The sequence below is a fragment of the Stakelama marina genome (assembly GCF_018122655.1).
GTDB classification, from domain to species: domain Bacteria; phylum Pseudomonadota; class Alphaproteobacteria; order Sphingomonadales; family Sphingomonadaceae; genus Sphingomonas; species Sphingomonas marina.
The window spans coordinates 404,565-420,646 of record NZ_JAGRQC010000004.1; the positions used below are offsets into that span (position 1 = coordinate 404,565).

Annotated in this window: 17 protein-coding genes; 11 read left to right on the top strand and 6 right to left on the bottom strand. The window is 59.7% G+C overall.

Going from position 1 to position 16,082, the window contains the following annotated elements; all coding sequences use genetic code 11:
* Nucleotides 1–222 precede the first annotated feature (222 nt).
* Complete coding sequence (locus J7S20_RS14640) at nucleotides 223–3,726, top strand: hypothetical protein (RefSeq protein ID WP_284054978.1); 3,504 nt, start codon at nucleotides 223–225, stop codon at nucleotides 3,724–3,726.
* Between the two features lie 232 nt (nucleotides 3,727–3,958).
* Here J7S20_RS14640 and J7S20_RS16390 read toward each other — a convergent pair whose 3' ends face one another.
* Nucleotides 3,959–4,075 (bottom strand): hypothetical protein, encoded by a 117-nt coding sequence (locus tag J7S20_RS16390; RefSeq protein WP_488578133.1) that lies wholly within the window; start codon nucleotides 4,073–4,075, stop codon nucleotides 3,959–3,961.
* 94 nt (nucleotides 4,076–4,169) lie between these two features.
* Between J7S20_RS16390 and J7S20_RS14645 the strand changes: the two genes are divergently transcribed.
* A protein-coding gene (locus tag J7S20_RS14645; RefSeq protein WP_284054979.1) for an IS3 family transposase occupies nucleotides 4,170–5,533 on the top strand; the annotation gives its coding sequence in 2 pieces (ribosomal slippage) (nucleotides 4,170–4,518 and nucleotides 4,518–5,533; 1,365 coding nt in all).
* A 30-nt stretch (nucleotides 5,534–5,563) separates the two neighbouring features.
* Here J7S20_RS14645 and J7S20_RS14650 read toward each other — a convergent pair.
* Nucleotides 5,564–5,977 (bottom strand): hypothetical protein, encoded by a 414-nt coding sequence (locus tag J7S20_RS14650; RefSeq protein ID WP_284054980.1) that lies wholly within the window; start codon nucleotides 5,975–5,977, stop codon nucleotides 5,564–5,566.
* An 88-nt stretch (nucleotides 5,978–6,065) separates the two neighbouring features.
* On the opposite strand from J7S20_RS14650, the gene J7S20_RS14655 reads away from it, so the two are divergent.
* Nucleotides 6,066–7,160, top strand: coding sequence for an IS630 family transposase (locus J7S20_RS14655; protein ID WP_284054981.1), 1,095 nt, complete (start codon nucleotides 6,066–6,068; stop codon nucleotides 7,158–7,160).
* Here the strand turns inward: J7S20_RS14655 and J7S20_RS14660 are convergent.
* A complete protein-coding gene (locus J7S20_RS14660) occupies nucleotides 7,157–8,071 on the bottom strand; it encodes a TIR domain-containing protein (RefSeq protein WP_284054982.1) in 915 nt (304 codons plus the stop codon). The two genes, J7S20_RS14655 and J7S20_RS14660, sit on opposite strands and share 4 nt — an antisense overlap.
* Before the next feature lie 265 nt (nucleotides 8,072–8,336).
* On the opposite strand from J7S20_RS14660, the gene J7S20_RS16370 reads away from it, so the two are divergent.
* Nucleotides 8,337–8,549, top strand: coding sequence for a hypothetical protein (locus J7S20_RS16370; protein ID WP_430980953.1), 213 nt, complete (start codon nucleotides 8,337–8,339; stop codon nucleotides 8,547–8,549).
* A gap of 127 nt (nucleotides 8,550–8,676) precedes the next feature.
* Here J7S20_RS16370 and J7S20_RS14665 read toward each other — a convergent pair whose 3' ends face one another.
* Entirely contained in the window at nucleotides 8,677–9,195 is a 519-nt protein-coding gene (locus J7S20_RS14665) for a hypothetical protein (protein WP_284054983.1), read from the bottom strand.
* A 479-nt stretch (nucleotides 9,196–9,674) separates the two neighbouring features.
* Between J7S20_RS14665 and yhhA (J7S20_RS14670) the strand changes: the two genes are divergently transcribed.
* The 5 genes from yhhA (J7S20_RS14670) to J7S20_RS14690 are packed head-to-tail and all read left to right on the top strand — an operon-like array spanning nucleotide 9,675 to nucleotide 12,603.
* Nucleotides 9,675–9,821 (top strand): YhhA family cyclophane-containing RiPP, encoded by a 147-nt coding sequence (gene yhhA / locus J7S20_RS14670; RefSeq protein WP_284054984.1) that lies wholly within the window; start codon nucleotides 9,675–9,677, stop codon nucleotides 9,819–9,821.
* A complete protein-coding gene (gene yhhB / locus J7S20_RS14675) occupies nucleotides 9,818–10,966 on the top strand; it encodes a cyclophane-forming radical SAM/SPASM peptide maturase YhhB (protein WP_284054985.1) in 1,149 nt (382 codons plus the stop codon). The genes yhhA (J7S20_RS14670) and yhhB overlap by 4 nt, the downstream gene beginning before the upstream one ends.
* Nucleotides 10,967–10,976: 10 nt before the next feature.
* Complete coding sequence (gene yhhA, locus J7S20_RS14680) at nucleotides 10,977–11,150, top strand: YhhA family cyclophane-containing RiPP (protein ID WP_284054986.1); 174 nt, start codon at nucleotides 10,977–10,979, stop codon at nucleotides 11,148–11,150.
* Between the two features lie 6 nt (nucleotides 11,151–11,156).
* Nucleotides 11,157–11,765: a cyclophane-containing peptide 2OG-Fe(II) oxygenase YhhC gene (gene yhhC, locus J7S20_RS14685; RefSeq protein ID WP_284054987.1), complete on the top strand. Its 609-nt coding sequence runs from the start codon at nucleotides 11,157–11,159 to the stop codon at nucleotides 11,763–11,765.
* Nucleotides 11,710–12,603, top strand: coding sequence for an aKG-HExxH-type peptide beta-hydroxylase (locus J7S20_RS14690; RefSeq protein ID WP_284054988.1), 894 nt, complete (start codon nucleotides 11,710–11,712; stop codon nucleotides 12,601–12,603). The genes yhhC and J7S20_RS14690 overlap by 56 nt, the downstream gene beginning before the upstream one ends.
* Nucleotides 12,604–12,614: 11 nt before the next feature.
* Here J7S20_RS14690 and J7S20_RS14695 read toward each other — a convergent pair whose 3' ends face one another.
* Nucleotides 12,615–13,409, bottom strand: coding sequence for an HNH endonuclease (locus tag J7S20_RS14695; RefSeq protein WP_284054989.1), 795 nt, complete (start codon nucleotides 13,407–13,409; stop codon nucleotides 12,615–12,617).
* Nucleotides 13,406–14,812, bottom strand: a complete 1,407-nt coding sequence (locus J7S20_RS14700) for an AAA family ATPase (protein ID WP_284054990.1) — start codon at nucleotides 14,810–14,812, stop codon at nucleotides 13,406–13,408. The genes J7S20_RS14695 and J7S20_RS14700 overlap by 4 nt, the downstream gene beginning before the upstream one ends.
* Before the next feature lie 169 nt (nucleotides 14,813–14,981).
* On the opposite strand from J7S20_RS14700, the gene J7S20_RS14705 reads away from it, so the two are divergent.
* Together J7S20_RS14705 and J7S20_RS14710 are read left to right on the top strand one after the other, a co-directional pair.
* Nucleotides 14,982–15,308 (top strand): hypothetical protein, encoded by a 327-nt coding sequence (locus J7S20_RS14705; RefSeq protein WP_284054991.1) that lies wholly within the window; start codon nucleotides 14,982–14,984, stop codon nucleotides 15,306–15,308.
* A 65-nt stretch (nucleotides 15,309–15,373) separates the two neighbouring features.
* The gene (locus J7S20_RS14710; RefSeq protein WP_284054992.1) at nucleotides 15,374–16,072 is read left to right on the top strand and encodes a hypothetical protein; all 699 of its coding nucleotides are present in this window, start codon (nucleotides 15,374–15,376) and stop codon (nucleotides 16,070–16,072) included.
* Nucleotides 16,073–16,082 lie beyond the last annotated feature (10 nt).

Genomic DNA, 16,082 nt, shown 5'->3' on the forward strand with positions numbered 1-16,082 from the left:
GAACACAATGTTGAGTCGAGAATACGATCATTTTATATGGTCGTAAGGTCATTGCGATATTACCTTAGTTGTTTTGCGCAATACGCAAAGACGACTTGCCTGTCTTTGCTGCTACCTGATATCATTCGGTCATGGGACTAGCGCTCGCCCTTTGGTCGAGCGGGCGCCTGCCGCGGGCTTTCCAAAAGGCACGGGGCGGACCGGCCTGAGAGTGAGTAGGTAGTGAAAAAGTCGCTTCGATATTTCCGCTCGCGAACGGTCAGGCGTCTGATAGGCGATCTGCCGATAGACTTGGCTGAGGCTGAGGTGACCGATCCGCTAGGCTTATTGCGAAGCAAGGTTCCGGCGGCATTGGGCAGCGTGAGAAAGTGGGAGCAGGGGAAGCCGGCGCCGATGCGGCGCGCGTGGTTCCACATACCTAGTTGTGCGATCTCATCGCGCGAAACATCGTCGACCGGTGAGCGTCCCTTCCACTTTGCGAAGAACATCACGTGGGCGCGGAGCGCGGCGCAGTTCGATCGATACGGGACCCAAAAGGGCGGGCCGGAAAGTGGACTTCAACGCGAGCGTCCCGCTGCCGAATTCGATGGCTATACGCGAAATCATGGCGGCGGCGAACGGTCGCGGCCGGATATGATCACGTCGCTTTCGCCAGATGATGCGGTGCGTGTTAAGCAATGGGACGCGATCGAAGCCGAGGAAGCCAAATACCGCAAGACCACCGAGGCGGGATCCGGCCGTATCAACATCCGGTTCGAACGCGATCCGGAATTTTTGATCGAGGTTGCCCGTCGCAACGATTGTCCAGCGGGCTTGCGTGACGTCATTCTGGCCGAGGCAGCACGCGTCGAAACAGGCTCCACACTCTCGCAGCATCTGGCGAAAATCGGGGTGCCGTGGATCAACGAGGATGCCGCTTCAGCTTTCAAGTGGCTTAAGCAGCTGCCGGGGTTCGAGAAATGGCGAGACGATAAGAAGCCACCCGCGAAGCTATCAAAAGGACGTCGGGCATCGACCGTCTTTGCCGCCGACCTCGAACTGCCGACGGAGTTGGACCGCCGAGGTAGGTTGGCCGTGCTGGCTGGCCTTGATACGTTCGTGCAGGGCCAGGCCCCAAAGACCGATGCCGAGCGGGCTGGACCTCGCGATTTCATTCCGCTCATGCTGGTGCTCCACGAACCCGATGCGCTCAACGACGCGCGCAACCAGCACGCCCATCTGCAGCATAGCCTCCGGCGAGCGAGATGGGGCGACGATGGTGAGCTGGTGTTTGCGCAGAACAAATCGCGTGGGCTGACGAGGATCGGCTATCCGATGGCGCTACGCTGCGAAGCCGCGCGGCTGATCAATATCGAACTCGAGCGTCTTAGGGTTGAGTATCGGCTCAGCCCGGCGAGCTATGCCAAACTTGGCATCAATGTCCGCGCGCAGCGGAAGCTCGAAACGAATGCGACGGTGCTGTCGCGGGCGGGCGATGTGCCGCCGCCGGATCTCTACAACGCAGCGGAAGGCTGGCAGCGGAAATTCGATGCTGCTGCGAGGCACCGCGATCTGGCCCGCGACGAACTGGACCGGCGCGATGGTAAAGTGCGCACCCGGATCGCAGGCTTGGACGAGCAGAATATCCCGGCCCTGCAAGACGCTCGGTCGCGTGCGCGTAGCGATGCAGAGGAGGCCATCGATCTCCGCTATGAGGCCGAGCAGATTTCCCTGTTCGCCGAAATGGCGAAGAGTAGGGCGGCACGAACTGCGCGATATGCGCCGGAATACGCCGCCAAGGTTTGCGCCAAGGCGCGCGGAAAGACATTTCTGGCCGATTGCTGGTCGAAGCGCGGACGCGAGGCGGAAGACTATCTCCAGCGGATCGACGTCGAATTGAACGAGGAACGCGAGGCGATCGAGGAGCGTCTGGTCCGCGCCGAGGAACTCGAAGCCCAAGCTACGCAGCGGTATCAAGCACTTATTAAGCGTGTCGCCGATCTTCAGCCGGAAACAGAAATCGCGCGCGTTCCAACCCCCGGTCCGGTCGCGAGGCCGGACCTTGGGCCACACCAGATTCTCGATCTGGTTAGCAGCGCACCGCTTCTGCTCTCGCAAGAAGGCAAGCGCTATGTCGTCCGTGCCGAGGACGATCCAGAGGGCTTGCTGAACGATAAGCCGTTGCCGGCCGATCAGCGTCGAGTGGAGGGTATTTTCAAGGCTCAGCAGCGTGAGCTAGCCCAGCTGCGCGCCTACCTCGCCAAGCGTGGTGAGAAGGAGCTGACCGATCTGATTGATCCGAAGGCGCACGACTGGTTATCGCGCTGCGCAGTAAAATGGTCGCACACGCCCACGTGGCAGCGTTTGATAGAGACGCGGCGCATCGAGCGGTCCCGGCAAATCCGGCGCAAGATGATTACGGAAGCGCAAAAAGAAGAAATGGCAACAGATCTGGCGGCAGAGCTTCCGCAGGTGCTACCGGAGCGTCCGCGAACGCTCGCTGATCTCTCGCAAGAGCTTCTTGACCGGTACGGTGTTATTCTCGGATCTCCGGATATGGCTCGCGGGCCTGAGCAAGGCGATCAAGACAAGCTACAAAAGAAGCGTCCCAAGCCAGTCCGCTCACTGCCAGCGCCCGTAGACCCGGCTCCGGCGCAGGCCTTTAGTAGCGAAGAACTCGCGCTGTTTGCGCTAGAGGAGCGACTTCGCAAGCGCGAGCGTGACCGGCGGCGGAAGGAAATGATCGAGGCGCTGGCGGCGCGTGCCGGCGATGAGCGTTTCGTCACCCCGTTGGCCGCGCGGTTGTTACGAAAGCTTGCCGAGGGCTGGGATCCTGAGAAGATCGACTCCCGGAAGCCGATTACCGGGCCGTCGCTTGATCAGCGAGACGCAGCTGAAATCGAAGTGCTGAAGCAGCATCCGATTTTTGCGGAGCGGATGAAGCTCGCGCAGGCCAAAGATCCGCAGCTGCTTAAACTAATTGTGGATGATGATGCCCCGGTAGAGGGGGCCAATCTGTCCGGCCGTGTGCCGAGCCGCTACGGTCGGCTCGATTTTGGCCATCAGCATGCCAGTGGCCATGCGCCAGAGGTCAAACATCCATCGGCATGGGCTGAACCCATTTTGGCCGCAGCCGAACGTGGCGAACTCGCGGTGTCATTCGACGTTGGCCCGTTTGGGCTGCATGATGATCGCCTGCTGTACAAGTCGGACTACAACTATGTCGGATTGCTTTATCCGGAGAGCCAGACTCGGCTCGAAGTCGTGGCGCGGATCCAGCGTGAAGAAAAGCGCGCACTGCTTCGTCGGATCGCCAGGGGCGATTTGAAAATTGAAGCGCGGATCGAACGACAACCGATGTCGGATGAGAATGACGTCCGGGTCAGCGCGAAGAATGGGAATGAAGAGGAGCGAGCGGTCATCGAGCGCCATCGTGGTGACACTCTCTTTTATCGTGCTTGCCGCCATGCGCAGGGGGCGGGGAAGGGGGTCAAGCCATTGCAGCACTCGGATGCCGCAGTTCGTGCGCTGCTGAATGCTCGTGGCGAGAAGAATGTCGCATCCGCGGTATTGCTTCGGTTGGGCCGAGAGGTCGCGGAGCGATTGACTGACATTGCGCCGCTCGAACCGCGTGATCAGCAATATCTGCAGGACCTGCTCAGGCCTCAAACGTCACTTGAGAACATCGGGAGACTTCGACGCGGAAGGCAGTGGGCCATCCCGACCGAGCCGGGAAGAGGTTGGTGAACATGTCGATGGCTTTGCGCCCTCAAATGATTCCGTGCGGATGTCTTGGTCGAATTCCCGAGAGCGGACATCTGGCTGCGCGCCGCCCGACGGCAGAAATGTTCGACACTCCGGAAAGGCAGGTTACAGCCGCACAAATGAAATAGCCGACATTCGGATGCGTTGGTGTGGGCTTCCGGGTCCGACCCTTTGTGGACCTTAACCTTGACCAGCCGGAACATCACTGCGACCGCTAGTTGGTGATCGGAGTCGCATCGACTGTAGCCAACACTCGTTTCTCCTCACCTACTCCCAGTACGATCTGCCATTTAAGGAAGCAGGCTGACTGGTACGCCGCGCAGGTACGCAATCCATCTAGTGTTCCCCGTCAGCGCCTATGGCACAGATTTGAGGTTGTGATTTAAGGTGGATTTGGGCTTCGTCGTAGTGACGAAGGAACGAAGATGAAGCCCAAATCCACCACTGCAAAATCGCCGACCAAGGCTCCTGCTGAGCGGGTAGTAAAGGACATCCGGCGTGCAACCCGACGCCATTTCTCGGCTGAGGACAAGATCCGCATCGTGCTGGAAGGCCTGCGCGGTGACGACAGCATTGCCGAGTTGTGCCGCAAGGAAGGCATCGCCCAGAGCCTGTATTACACCTGGTCCAAGGAGTTCATGGAGGCCGGGAAGCGGCGGCTTGCCGGCGACACCGCCCGTGCCGCGACCACCGGCGAAGTGCAGGATCTGCGCCGCGAATCCCGCGCTCTGAAGGAGTGCGTGGCCGACCTGACGCTCGAGAACCGTCTGCTGAAAAAAAGCATGATCGCGGATGGGGGCGACGACGAATGAGGTATCCCGCATCGGAAAAGCTCGCGATTATCCGGATCGTCGAGCAGTCGCACCTGCCCGCCAAGCGGACGCTGGACCAGCTCGGGATCGCCCGTCGTACTTTCTACCGCTGGTATGACCGGTTCCTCGAAGGCGGACCGGAGGCGCTGGAAGATAGGCCATCGGCACCGAGCCGGGTGTGGAACCGGATCGGCGATGACATCCAGGACCAGATCATCGAGCTGGCGCTGGAACAGTCCGATCTGTCACCCCGCGAACTGGCCGTGCGCTTCACCGACGAAAAACGCTACTTCGTGTCAGAAGCCACGGTTTACCGCCTGTTGAAAGCTCACGACCTGATCACCAGTCCGGCCTATGTGGTGATCAAGGCCGCCGATCAGTTCCACACCAAGACCACCGGACCGAACGAGAGGTGGCAGACCGATTTTACCTACTTCAAGATCATCGGGTGGGGCTGGATGTATCTTTCAACCGTGCTCGACGACTTCTCGCGCTACATCATCGCCTGGAAGTTGTGCACCAACATGCGGGCCGAGGATGTGACCGACACGCTGGACCTCGCGCTTGCGGCTTCCGGCTGCGACAGCGCCACGGTGCTGCACAAGCCCCGGCTTCTCAGCGACAATGGTCCCAGCTACATCGCGGGCGAACTGGCGGAATACATCGGGGCCAACAAGATGAGCCATGTCCGCGGTGCCCCGCTGCACCCCCAGACCCAGGGCAAGATCGAGCGCTGGCACCAGACCCTGAAAAACCGCATCCTGCTGGAAAATTACTTCCTGCCCGGCGACCTTGAGGCCCAGATCGAAGCCTTCGTCGAGCACTACAACCACCAGCGTTACCACGAGAGCCTGAACAACGTGACGCCCGCCGACGCCTATTTCGGCAGGGCACCCGCCATCATCAAACAGCGCGAAAAGATCAAACGACAAACCATCGAATATCGGCGCTTGCAACACCGCAAGCTCGCCGCATAATATCAACCCCCAGACGAGGCCCGCACTCCGCTAATTTACACCGCGAGTTGAGCCAAATGATCTGACGACGGACACATCTAGGATCGTGATAGAGCTAGCCGACGAGTGAAAACGCCTCTCAAACTGCACCCGCAAGGATAGCTTGTCCTCGGAGCGTTCCATTGTGCCTCGCGGAATAAAATGCCCCTGCGGCTCACTCAGGCTGGCCTCGTCCAATTCGATACGGACGCCGGGAATATGAAGGCCATTCCAACTATTCTGGCCGTCACATTCGAACGCAAAAAACCGGCCGAGCTGATGGAGTTCGTCAAGACAAACGACCACGGGCTTGCCCTCGCTCATCACGATCAGGCAGCGGTGTTCATAGTCCCCACGAGGCAGGACAAGAGTCATCTCCTGCGCGGCTGAAATCGGGGCGGCAAAACACTCGGACGGATCGATCATGCCTGTGCCTCCTAGTGTCCTGTCCCGCAAATAGCTTTACATAAAGTCGAAGCAGGTGGAAGATTCGTTGTCTCGAGGGAGAACGAATATGGTGGGTGTCGGTCGGCCGCAGGAACGGGTGCTTTGCCTGAGTGATGGCGAGCGCGAAGAGTTGGAGCGGATCAGTCGTTCCCATTCCGCCCCGCACAGTGTGGTTCGTCGTGCGCAGATCGTTCTGGCCTCAGCCGATGGCGAGACCAACACCGCAATTGCGCGCCGGCTCGGAACCACGAACCCAACGGTCTGCCACTGGCGCAAGCGCTGGTTCGAACAGGGGCTCGTGGGACTTTACGGAGAAGCCCGGCCAGGGCGGCCGAGAACCCATGACGAAGAGAGGGTAGCGCAGTTGCTGCGCACGGTTCTCGAGGGCAAGCCTGCAGATGGTACGCATTGGACAGTTCGCTCCGCTGCTGCGGCCACGGGCCTGTCCAAGACCACTGTGGGACGCATGTTGACGCTATTCGGCGTTCAGCCGCATCGTTCGAAGAGCTTCAAGCTCTCGACTGATCCGCTGTTCGTCGACAAGGTCAAGGACATCGTCGGGCTCTACCTCAATCCGCCGGATCACGCGGTTGTCCTGTGCGTGGATGAGAAAACGCAAATCCAGGCGCTGGAACGCACGCAGCCCGTGTTGCCGCTTGGTCTTGGATATCTCGAAGGTGTCACGCACGACTATGTCCGGCATGGCACCACGACCCTGTTCGCGGCCCTCGATATCGCGAATGGCCAGGTTCTCACCCAGTGCCGCGCCCGTCACCGGCACCAGGAATTTTTGGGTTTCCTCAAACACATCGAGGCGAATGTCCCGCCTGACCTCGACGCTCATCTGGTGGTCGACAACTATGCCGCGCACAAGCATCCCAAAGTCCGCGCCTGGCTTGCTGCGCGACCGCGCTTCCATGTTCATTACACGCCGACTTATGCGTCTTGGCTCAACCAGGTCGAACGCTGGTTCGCGCTTCTCACCCAGCGCCAGATCCGTCGCGCTTCTTTCGTCAGCGCCAAGGACCTCGTCGATAAAATCAACGCCTTCGTGCAGGCATACAACGCCAAGGCGAAACCATTTGCCTGGACCGCGACAAGCGAAGCAATCCTCGAAAAAGTCGAACGCCTATGTAAAGCTATTTGCGGGACAGGACACTAGCGGCTCTGAAGTGGTTGGATGAGCATTCCCCAATACAACTCAGCGGCTCCTTCCTGAGAAAGCTTTTCACCGGCTCCGCCCCTAAAACTCATCCCCATGGATTTCAGGTAGAGCATCTGGTCATCAGCTTCGACGCTAAGATTTTCATTGAAGGAATTGCTCTCGCTGGTTTCATTGGCAGTATAGGCAATGCCGTTCATGAAGCCGCCGCCCATGAAAACCGTGCAGCGCGTCAGGGCCTTCCCGCCGCGATAGATCACCGCATTGAAGCGGTTTGCATCAACGCGCCGGAAAGTGCCCTCGATGCCGGGATTACGGGCCTGAAGCTCCTCAAGTGAGCCCTCGAAGTAGCGGGCAATGAACTCGAAAGTCTCGACCTTAAAATGGTCCTTGTCGCGCTCCGTGAAAGTCTGCGCGAGGCGCAAATTGCTAGACCGCGAAGCCGGTGCGACCAATGACTTCGGTCGCGACTGCATTGGTGAGAAAGTATGCGCTGGTAATTCCCGCTGCTGTGGCCCAAGCTTCGCTGCAGCGGCCCGGATAGCCTTCGTTACTTCGAGGAACGCCTGATCGCGATCAGCACATTGGGTGACAGGCTTTCCGTCCGTAGGCGTAGCCAGCAACTTGCCGAATGGCGTTCCATGCCAGTCGCAGGGACGGAGGATCACCGGAATAGCGACTGCCTCGCCAGCCTCGTGACGTTCCATGGCACGCTGCATTTCGCGGTCATAGCAGTAGTCCGAGGCCAGAAATGCGGGGCTGACCAGCAAGAGAATTATATTCGCCATTTCGAGATTGCTACTGATGGCGTGGTCGATCACCTCACCCGCCGTAATGCGACGGTCATGCCAAGTGGCGATGACATTCTGGCGTTTGAGAATGGCGAGTTGCTGCTCCAACTGGTTGCGCAACTAGCTCGTCCTCGTGGGAATAGGAGAAGAAGACAGATATCATTGGAACCCCAAAAATTTGGAAATCATGGTGGAGAACAAAACGAGATTGCGCAAGGGTGTTGCAAACTATATCTACGCTGCCATCTCAGGCGCGCCCTGAAGGCGACATTGCTGTTGGACACCGTATTTCCGATCGTCTGAACTGACGGAGGTCGCAGGCTTTAAGTCCAATGCTTTGCACACCGAAAGGTCGTGCCAGACCATTCCAAGACGAGGTAATTTGATGCGTCGCACCCTTATCGCTGACGGTTCAGGGAACCTGCCAGCACTCGAGACAAGATGTGCCGCTTGCGACGGCGAAGGTCGCATCCCCAATCGGAGGGACGGCAACCGAATAGAGTACGGCGGCCACTGTAATGCATGTAACGGCGGCGGCGCTGTCCCGACTGAGGACGGCAAAAGGCTTCTCGAATTCCTCCGCTGGAACCGGCATTGAAAGGTACGATGCGAGGATTTCGATCCGAAGGCACTACATTTGTATCGTCCATTTCTCGGACAACAGACGCCGAGAAGTCGTTCGATGACTGTTCTTGATCGTCCGCCTGTACAGGCCGAAATACTGGCTAAGTCTTGGGTTGAGCCTCAAACGAACGAATTACCTTCACATCTCCGCTCTCCCGGACAGCGATGCTCCAACGGGTAAATCCACACGCTTCATCCGCACTGCCTTCGGCGAAACCCTTCATCAAGGGCACCCGATATGGGTCGTCGTGAAATTGATCCCCGAGCCTCCGACAACTGATGAAGAGTTGTCCACTCCTGAGGACAAGCGCGCCAGCAGGGTCAAATTCCTCCTCGGAATTGTAACGGGACGTGGCATCCACCCGATACTCAACCTGACTAACTATTACGCCACGGATGGGATTGCCGGCACCAACTGCAGCCTCTTTAAAAGCATACGATCCATCCAAGTGGATCATATGCTTCTGGTCATCCCAATCCACAACCAGTCCCATCGGGAGATTGGACCGGTACGGCAGAAATAATCCGCACGATTTCTCGTCGGCGTTCTTGCCGAGCCGAACCGGCGCGACAGCGGACATTGGCAGATCCAGTGCTTCTATATTCGTCTGGTTGCTCATTCGACGCCCTCTTCGTTTGTCAATCGTCACCCACAGGTATGTAGGCGCGACAGCTTGCAACTCCCATGGCCCTTACAATATTACGCCAGTCTCGCTTTCAATTTTTCAGCGACGCCTGATCGGCAACAACGCGTAACAGTCTTTGCGGCCGCCGTCTTGTTATGCACGCTTCGCTCCATCGATCTTCTAGCGCCGTGACGCACTCTGCAGTTTTACCGTCACCCCATTTATAAGTCGATGAGTAAATTTAATTGAGTTTAACGTCGTTCCATAACTCGATATTACTAAATTATGCCAAGATAATTTCTATACCAAATTATATGTATATTTAATGGTGTTTAAAACATTGATGGTTATGAGTGCAATTAATTGCAATATTTGTGCATTCATATTTCTAAATTCGCCCAAGATTCTGGGAAATTTATTGCTGGAATTCAGCCTCATCCTTCGCTATGATAGATCATAGAAAGGAGCACTCCATGCAGACGGACAACCAGATCGCGACGAGCGTCGACGCCCCTCTGAACAGCGTAGCACTCGCAAGGGTGATCGCCGAAGTGCGCGCCGGCGATGTGCGGGCGGCGGCAGGCGCGTATAACCGAACCTACAATCGGCACAATCGGTGACCAGGCCGGAGAGCGGCGCACGCCAGCTCGACACGGTTCTGCTCAAGGTTGCGAGCCGCTGCAATCTCGATTGCAGCTATTGCTATGTCTATCACATGGGCGACACCGCGTGGCGCGATCAGCCCAAGCAGATGTCGGATGCGATACTTGATGCCGTCGCCCGCTGTCTTGCCGACCAATATGCGCTGCAATCCGCTCCGTTTAGCGTCGTTCTGCACGGCGGGGAGCCCCTGCTTCTCGGTGCAGCAAAGCTCGAGCGGTTCTGCGCCAGACTAAGGGATGCCCTGCCGCACCCGTGCGGCATCCATATCCAGACCAACGGCGCGCTGCTGAGCGATCCAGTCATTGATGTGTTGGTGCGTTACGACGTCGGCATATCCGTGAGTATCGACGGCCCGCAACGTGTCCATGACCGGTTTCGAATCGACCATCGCGGCAAGGGATCCTATTCGAGAGTCCGCGCCGGGATCGAAAATGTGACTGCGCGGGCGGACGCGCGGCCCTTGCTTGCGGGCGTGCTGGCCGTGATTGACCCCGAGAGCGATCCAGCCGAGGTCTATGCGGCGCTCAAGGCGCTGGGCGCTCCGGGCCTCGACATCCTACCGCGAGACGGCAATTGGGACACGCTGCCGTTCGGCAAGTCGGCGCCGGGGACGACCGAATATGGCCGGTGGCTCGAAGGGTTTCTGGACAGCTATTTGTCCGACCCCGAGCCGCCAAGGGTGCGGCTGCTGGACGATATGCTGCGGCTCGTTCTTGGCGGCCGTTCGATCAAGGAAGGCGTCGGCACCACCGATTACGGGATCCTGGTGATCGAGCCTGACGGCACGGTCGACAAGAACGACACGCTCAAAGTCGCCGGCGCCGGCGAGGATCGCTTCGGCGAACGCTGGTCGGTGCTGACGGACAGCTTCGACCAAATCCTGGGTAGCCCGGCCTTCGCCGATTATTATCGCCAGCAACGGCCGAGCGCCGCAGCGTGCCAGGTCTGTCCCGATCTCGGCATTTGTGGCGGCGGCATGGTCGCGCACCGCTGGAGCGAAACTCGCGGCTATGACAATCCGACCATCTTCTGCGCCGACCAGCGCCATCTGATTGCAAAAATGCGTCGACTGGCCGAAGCCGCCCTACCCCATGCTGACTGAGGATTGAACCATGCGTAACGAGCCCATTCCATTACCCCGCGATGCGGCGGCGCCCGCCCGCGATCTCCCGCTCACCGACAGCGTAGCGCTGCAGCGGCTGATCGCCGAGGTGCGCCAGTGCGATGCCAGCATCGTCGCCGACACCACCCTCTACAACCGCACCTATCACCGGCATAACCGCTAGCGCGAGATGCCGGTCTTGGATAGCCTTGACCCCTATGCGCGGCTCGAACCGGTGGAATCGGCAACGGCGCCGTTTCGATATTTCGTGGCGGAGCATTGCCTGGATGCTGCGATCGAGCCTGTGCTGCTTGACTGGCTTGAGACGGGTGCCCCCTGGTCACTGGTTGAGACCGATTTCTACGAGCAGTTCGAATTCGACCTGCGCGATGCTGATCTGCCGCCAGCGCTTGTGTGCCTTGTCGATCCTGAGATGCTCGAGCGCTTGCGGCGAAAGATGGAGCAGGCGCTGGGCGATGCACTCGCCCAGCATGTTCAGTTGGTTGCGCACCGCCTCAACCCCGGCCAGCGCATCGCCATCCATAATGATATGCGCGAGGGCGGCGAAACGCACCGGCTGACCGTGCAGCTCAATCGTGGCCTCACTGACGCGGATGGCGGTTTCTTCATGCTGTTCAACAGCGATGACGCCGGCGACGTCCACCGAATCCTGCGGCCGGTATCGGGGAGCGCGATCGGCTTCGCGATCAGCCCGGCGTCACATCACGCGGTCTCGCGGCTGCATGGCGGGACGCGGTTTACACTGGTCTATTCCTTTTACGCGCAGCACGATGGCTGATATCGGCGTGGAGCTCGACGCTCGCATCGCCGCTGGTGAGCCATTCTGGCTCCCAGGCCTTGCCGACGCCCTGGTCGAGGATTTCTGGTCGACACCACAGGCGACCACCCAAACCGGCTATACTACTGCGCGGTGGCTCGGCGAGATGCCACCGTTTGCCGACGCTCCGCATAACTCACGCGAGGGATTGACGATCGAGCCATTGCCGAAGGTATTTCAGGGCCGGTTTCGCGATGCGGCCGCAATGGGGAGCCATATAGCAATTCGCGCCGCGATCGACACTACGCTGACGCAGCTGACTGCGGGCGACGCAGGCGGAACGGTCACACACTTGGTGCGCGCAATCCATGTGATCGAGGCGCCCGGGCCCGGCTATGATATCAGCCATTCGGAACCCTCGATCCCCTTCTCCATCTTTGTATCGGTGCCGGTCGGCGAGCGGCATGGCACGCTCCGCCTCGCGGAATCGTTGCTGCATGAGGCCTTGCATCTCCAGCTGACCCTGCTCGAACGTCATGTTCCGATGGTGCTCGACACCGCAGCGACCGGCTATTCGCCTTGGCAGCAATCCCAACGTCCGCTCTCCGGACTGCTCCACGGTCTCTATGTGTTTGCGGCGATCGACCAGTGGCTGGCGCTGCTTGACGCAGCGCCTTCGACCTCCTCGGAAGACCGCATCTACCTCACCCGCCGCCGGGCCGAGATCGCAGAGGAAATCGCCGATGTTGCAACACTTGCCGATGCCCCAAGTCTAACGCCGACCGGCCACCATCTCGCGAGCTGGCTGCTGACGTCGCAAGAGCGTACAGGCGCGCCCTCGCATCAAGCCGCTCGCTAGAAGGTCGACAGCTACGATGCCGAGGCGGGCAGGAAGTTCTGGCCCGCATCAAGCGCCGCCAGATGATCGGCTGTTGCCGCGCTGTACTTGGCACCGGGCAGGATGGCGGCGGCGAGTTCAGCCCGGGCGCGCTCGAGATAAGCGATAGCCTCGGGGCGCGGATCGTCACCGAATACGGATACGCTCTCATGCACCAGGGTGAGCCTCCGCAGATGCTGAAGACGATCACGGGCGAGCGCTGTCCTGCCAAGCGCAAGAATATCGATTGTCGCCTCACCCGCTGTGGTCAAACCGGTCGCCGCTTCCCCACGAAAGGTAATATGCTCACGCGGGTCGCGCGGACCATAGGCGTCTAACAGCAGCGGCTGTTCGAGCGTGAGGTCGGCATGATGATCGCGGGCGCGGTTGGCTTCGTCCTCCAAGGGAAACCAGTTGCGCTTGCGGTAGGAATTGCAGTCCGGACAAGCGTAGCAGAGGTTTTCCCAAGTGTAACCAAGCCAATAATAGCCCGGATAAATTCGTCCTGCATCGGTATCGACCGCGCCCTTCGGGCGGTAATGCTCAACATCTCCGGCGACATTGGCGTCGAAAATTGCCTCACAGAACGCGCATTTGTCGTGCTGGTCGGCCTTCAGTTGGCGTTTCACGACGTCAGTGCCGTAAATCCCTTTACGGATGTCGAAGCTTCGCGCGCCGCTTCGATAGTCCGCTGCTGCGGCATCATAGGCGGTGCAGTTGCCCTCATTAGCTTGGCCCCCGCGCCCGAGAGACGACGGCACCTCGGTAGACTTGGTATGGCGGATCACGACGCGCGCGTCGCCAGCAGCGCTGCAGCTTCGCGAATGAGCTTGGCGGCTTTGTCGTCCTCGGGCGCGAGATCGCTCGGGATGGCGGCCACCAGAGCATTGGCGGCCTCGAGCCGTTCTCGATCTTCCAGATTAAGCGTCTGCTTGCCGAGCAGAGTCCGGCGTGTCTCGAAGGCATCGACAATCTCAGGGGCATAGGGGTTCGCATCGTGCAGCAACCCAACGCTCACTTGGTCGAGCCGCCAACTGCGCACGGTCTGCGGGTCGTTGTCGATGATTGCGTGATCGCCTTCCCGGATGACAACCGCGATATTCGTGTCGAGATAAGTTTGCGCCAGCACCGGGCTGTGCGTCGTGACGATGAACTGCACTTTGGGAAAGACGCTGGACAGGTCAAGACGGACGCGGCGTTGCCATTTGGGGTGGAGATGAAGATCAAGTTCGTCGATCAGAACAATCGCAGGTTCGCGGAGCGGATCGACGCTGTCCTTGTGATATTCGGCCATGCGCCACGCGAGGTCAACGGTCCAGGCGAACATCGTCTGATAGCCAATACTCAGCGAGTGGAGCGGGACTTCGCCTGAATAAGTTTCGATCCAGACGCCGGTCTTTTCCTCGGCAAAGCCGGGAAGTGCCGGACCATAGACGTGGATGCGCTCGGGAAGCTCGACTTCGGGTAGGATGCAGGCGAGCGCCTGCCGGATCTCGCGGTAAAGGATCGCCGCGCGGCTTTCTGCGGTGCTATCGGTTTTGTCATTACGATTGCGATCCTCGCGCAGCGCAATATGATCGAGATCTTCGAGAATCTGGACCGCATCGGCGAGTTCGATCTCAGCGTTGAACAGCGAGGCGGTCGAGTCCTCTTGATCGGAAACGACATCGCTGCGCCGGTATGGCGGGTGGCGGGCCGCACTGTAGCCAACGACTAGGGGTGGCAGGAATGGCTTGCGTTTGGTCTTGCTGAAATCGAATTCGGTGAGATCCTGCTTATCGACGCGATATGCTGCTTTGGTCGCGACGTGTTTCCCGCGCCCTTTGGGCCGTTCCGCCGGCCGAAGTTCCCGTCCGATAGAGAATTCCGCTTCGATGCCGACCTGCAATCCTTCGCCGACCCGCGCAATCTCGACCAGCAGCGCATCTTCATAGGCGGGAATCGCCGGTTCGACGCGATCGGGGTCGCGTGCGTCGGTGCGTGCGCTTTGCTCCACGTTGAGGATCGGCCGCATTAGTGCCAAACATTGCAGGAGTGTCGTCTTGCCGAGGCCATTTTCGCCCAGCACGAGGGTCCAGGGCGCAGGTCCGCCATCCAGTCGAAGATCAAGCACGACACCGGGCAGGAACGCTTTCACGTTGGAAAGGCGCAGCTCGCTGTAATAGACTGGCGCTGCCTTGCTGGCGTTCATCGGCTTACCTTCCCATGGACTATGTGGCTGCGTGCGCTGGCTGACGGGAGCTCGGCGCCGTCACCCGAATCCAGCCATGGCGTACCCGCCCATTCGACTACCGATATAGCGAAGTGAGACCAATATGCACGGAGTTATCCATCGACTGTTGCGGCCGGGTGGGCTGGAGGTGGCCCGCAAGTTTCGCCGCGCGCGTGGCTTCTGGGAGGCGTTTCACAAGGCTCATCGTAACGCCGAAATTGTTGCCCTTGCCGAGGGACTGACCCACGCTCAGCACCGCTACGAAGCGCTGATGGGGTTCGATCGGCAGTTCGCCAAGGAGACCATGGCGATCACATGTCTCGGTTCGCTGTACGACGATCGCCGGGGCTGGCTGCGCGGTCGCGCAGACTATGCCGGACGCCTGATCGAAGCGTTCCGGTGCTCGTCGACCGCGATGGAAGTGAAAGCCGGTGCAAGACTCGCCGCCGAGCTCTATGGGATCGGTCGTCCGTGATGCGCCTTGGCCGATGGATCGAAGGCGCATGGCGGTGGCTTGCGAGAATATGGATGGGCCGATCGATGCCACACCTGCCGTCCCCGTTTACTGCCCAGTCGCTGGCAGCGCTCTATGCGGATATCTCTGCGCAGGCGGGCGTGACGGTTGCCGCGCTGAGGCGTCATCTCGCTGAATTCAGCAGCTTGCCAATCGCCCAAGCGGATCTCCAGGCCTATCGTGAGGGCCGGGGCGCCTGGAAGAAACTACACGACGAAGTCGTTGCGGTCGGGCACTTCCTAGACGGGCGCTATCCAGAGGACTCGCGGGTGCGCTTTCCTCTCGATGACCAGCCGCCCGATGCTTGGCTGATGGTCAATGGTGAACCACCCGTCGGAATTGAAGTGACTGCCGCGCTAGCGCGTGCTGGCCATGAAGTGGCGAAGAGCATGGCAGGCGGCGGCGCTGTTCCGGGTTTCATCGGGCTGCAGGACAATGCGACATCGCAGCAATTCACCGCGGCCCGCGCGCGCGGGCGAGTCCTTCACTCGAAAAAGGGCATCGATGCCGCCATCGATAACGCGATCACGGCGCGCCTTTCCGCAAAGGATCAGCAGAAGTTCGCGGAGCAGATCCTGGTAATCACGGTGCCGCTCGGCTCGTCGCCAGACCGTGGCGCGCAGGAGTTGCAGGCTAGGCATGGTGCCAAGGCGGCAGCACTGCCCTTCAGTGAGGTCCACCTCCTTGATCCTGCGCGGCGCGGGCGGCATGTTCAACTCAAATAAATCGGACCAG

Excerpts from the sequence above, each read along its gene's own strand:
- J7S20_RS16370 (WP_430980953.1), top strand. The coding sequence starts at position 8,337 with ATGCGTCGCACCCTTATCGCTGACGGTTCAGGGAACCTGCCAGCACTC.
- J7S20_RS14650 (WP_284054980.1), bottom strand. The coding sequence starts at position 5,977 with ATGATCGATCCGTCCGAGTGTTTTGCCGCCCCGATTTCAGCCGCGCAG.
- J7S20_RS14655 (WP_284054981.1), top strand. The coding sequence starts at position 6,066 with ATGGTGGGTGTCGGTCGGCCGCAGGAACGGGTGCTTTGCCTGAGTGAT.
- J7S20_RS14665 (WP_284054983.1), bottom strand. The coding sequence starts at position 9,195 with ATGAGCAACCAGACGAATATAGAAGCACTGGATCTGCCAATGTCCGCT.
- J7S20_RS14710 (WP_284054992.1), top strand. The coding sequence starts at position 15,374 with ATGCCACACCTGCCGTCCCCGTTTACTGCCCAGTCGCTGGCAGCGCTC.
- yhhC (WP_284054987.1), top strand. The coding sequence starts at position 11,157 with ATGCCGGTCTTGGATAGCCTTGACCCCTATGCGCGGCTCGAACCGGTG.
- J7S20_RS14700 (WP_284054990.1), bottom strand. The coding sequence starts at position 14,812 with ATGAACGCCAGCAAGGCAGCGCCAGTCTATTACAGCGAGCTGCGCCTT.
- yhhA (WP_284054984.1), top strand. The coding sequence starts at position 9,675 with ATGCAGACGGACAACCAGATCGCGACGAGCGTCGACGCCCCTCTGAAC.
- J7S20_RS14690 (WP_284054988.1), top strand. The coding sequence starts at position 11,710 with ATGGCGGGACGCGGTTTACACTGGTCTATTCCTTTTACGCGCAGCACG.
- yhhA (WP_284054986.1), top strand. The coding sequence starts at position 10,977 with ATGCGTAACGAGCCCATTCCATTACCCCGCGATGCGGCGGCGCCCGCC.